The organism is Vibrio sp. 10N.261.45.E2 (genome assembly GCF_002875705.1).
In the GTDB taxonomy this organism is placed as follows: domain Bacteria; phylum Pseudomonadota; class Gammaproteobacteria; order Enterobacterales; family Vibrionaceae; genus Vibrio.
In genome coordinates, this window is record NZ_MCZZ01000021.1 from 1 (window position 1) to 1,075 (window position 1,075).

Annotated in this window: 2 protein-coding genes; both read right to left on the reverse strand. The window is 40.8% G+C overall.

Features of this window, described 5'->3' with window-relative positions; translation table 11 throughout:
- Positions 1-203: 203 nt before the first annotated feature.
- A complete protein-coding gene (locus BCT34_RS00995; RefSeq protein ID WP_076652655.1) occupies positions 204-791 on the reverse strand; it encodes a DUF2913 family protein in 588 nt (195 codons plus the stop codon).
- Positions 788-967 carry a hypothetical protein gene (locus tag BCT34_RS01000; protein WP_076652657.1) on the reverse strand — a complete coding sequence of 60 codons (180 nt, stop codon included), beginning with the start codon at positions 965-967 and terminating at the stop codon, positions 788-790. Before BCT34_RS01000 ends, BCT34_RS00995 begins: the two co-directional genes overlap by 4 nt.
- Positions 968-1,075: the final 108 nt, after the last annotated feature.

Below are 1,075 nucleotides of genomic sequence, written 5' to 3' on the forward strand. Positions count from 1 at the left end.
GCAGCGTAGCTGCTATGTTCCCTCCTTTGGTGAAGAGGCTATAATCAAGCTGCTTATACATGAGAATTGCCTCGTTAGTTTTAATTAACTATCGGGGCTTTTGTCTATCAGACACAAGCGAATTTCACGCTGATGCGTTTGCTCATGACTGATAGCCAAGAGCACCCAACTTCATTGTATCATTGAAGTTATTTATGTCGCGGTCATTTTTTTGTGACTCGATGAAGCAGGAGATGAATCACTTCTTCATCGTCTACATGTGTGACCTCTACACGATAGTTGGCGTTGTTTTGCACCGCTTGAATTAACGCTTCAAGCCGGTGTGTTTTGACTGTCATAGCGAGTGGGGCGATTTGGTTATTTTCATTATCAAACCCTTTTTCTATCTCTTTCTCATCCATATACAGCGTATCGTCCTCTCTTTGACGCTCTTTTTTGTTCAACATTGAGGGGAACTGAAAGTCTTCAAATAATTGCGTTAGCATGATGTACAGTTCATCGGCTTGTGAAAACTTGGTTTGATAGTCAAGGTTAAGCTGATTTACGTCCCATAACTTCTGCTCTAAGTTACCTTTAGGGTGACGGCCTATACTGAGCATGGTTTTCATATCTTTTTTACATGTACTGAACTTGGCAAGCTTTACTCGTGTTTTAATGAACTTCACCAAGAGTTCATTTCTTCGTTTTATCGTCCAAAACCCTTGTTGTCCCTGCATAGCACAATACAATGTCAACAAACCATGAGTGACGAGTTCATCAAGGGTTTGGTAATGCTTTAAGTTTCTGCTCATCGTCTACGTGTTCTGCTTGTTGTTTTTTGGGTAATCTCTGAAATTGGGGTGATCAAGTAACCTCGATGATTGGCTCGACGGATAAAAGCAATTGCTCGTTGATGAGTCAGGTGTATATGTCGCCACTCATTCCCCACTAAAATATCTAAGATTACGTCTTGATTTTTATTAGCCATACCGTCTCCTTTTTTAAAACCTTGGCTGGTCTGACTTACACCTCTGGTTGAAGGTGCAACGGAACGAAAAACTATGATAAGGAATCTTCGGTTCTGTCGCAAACTTTT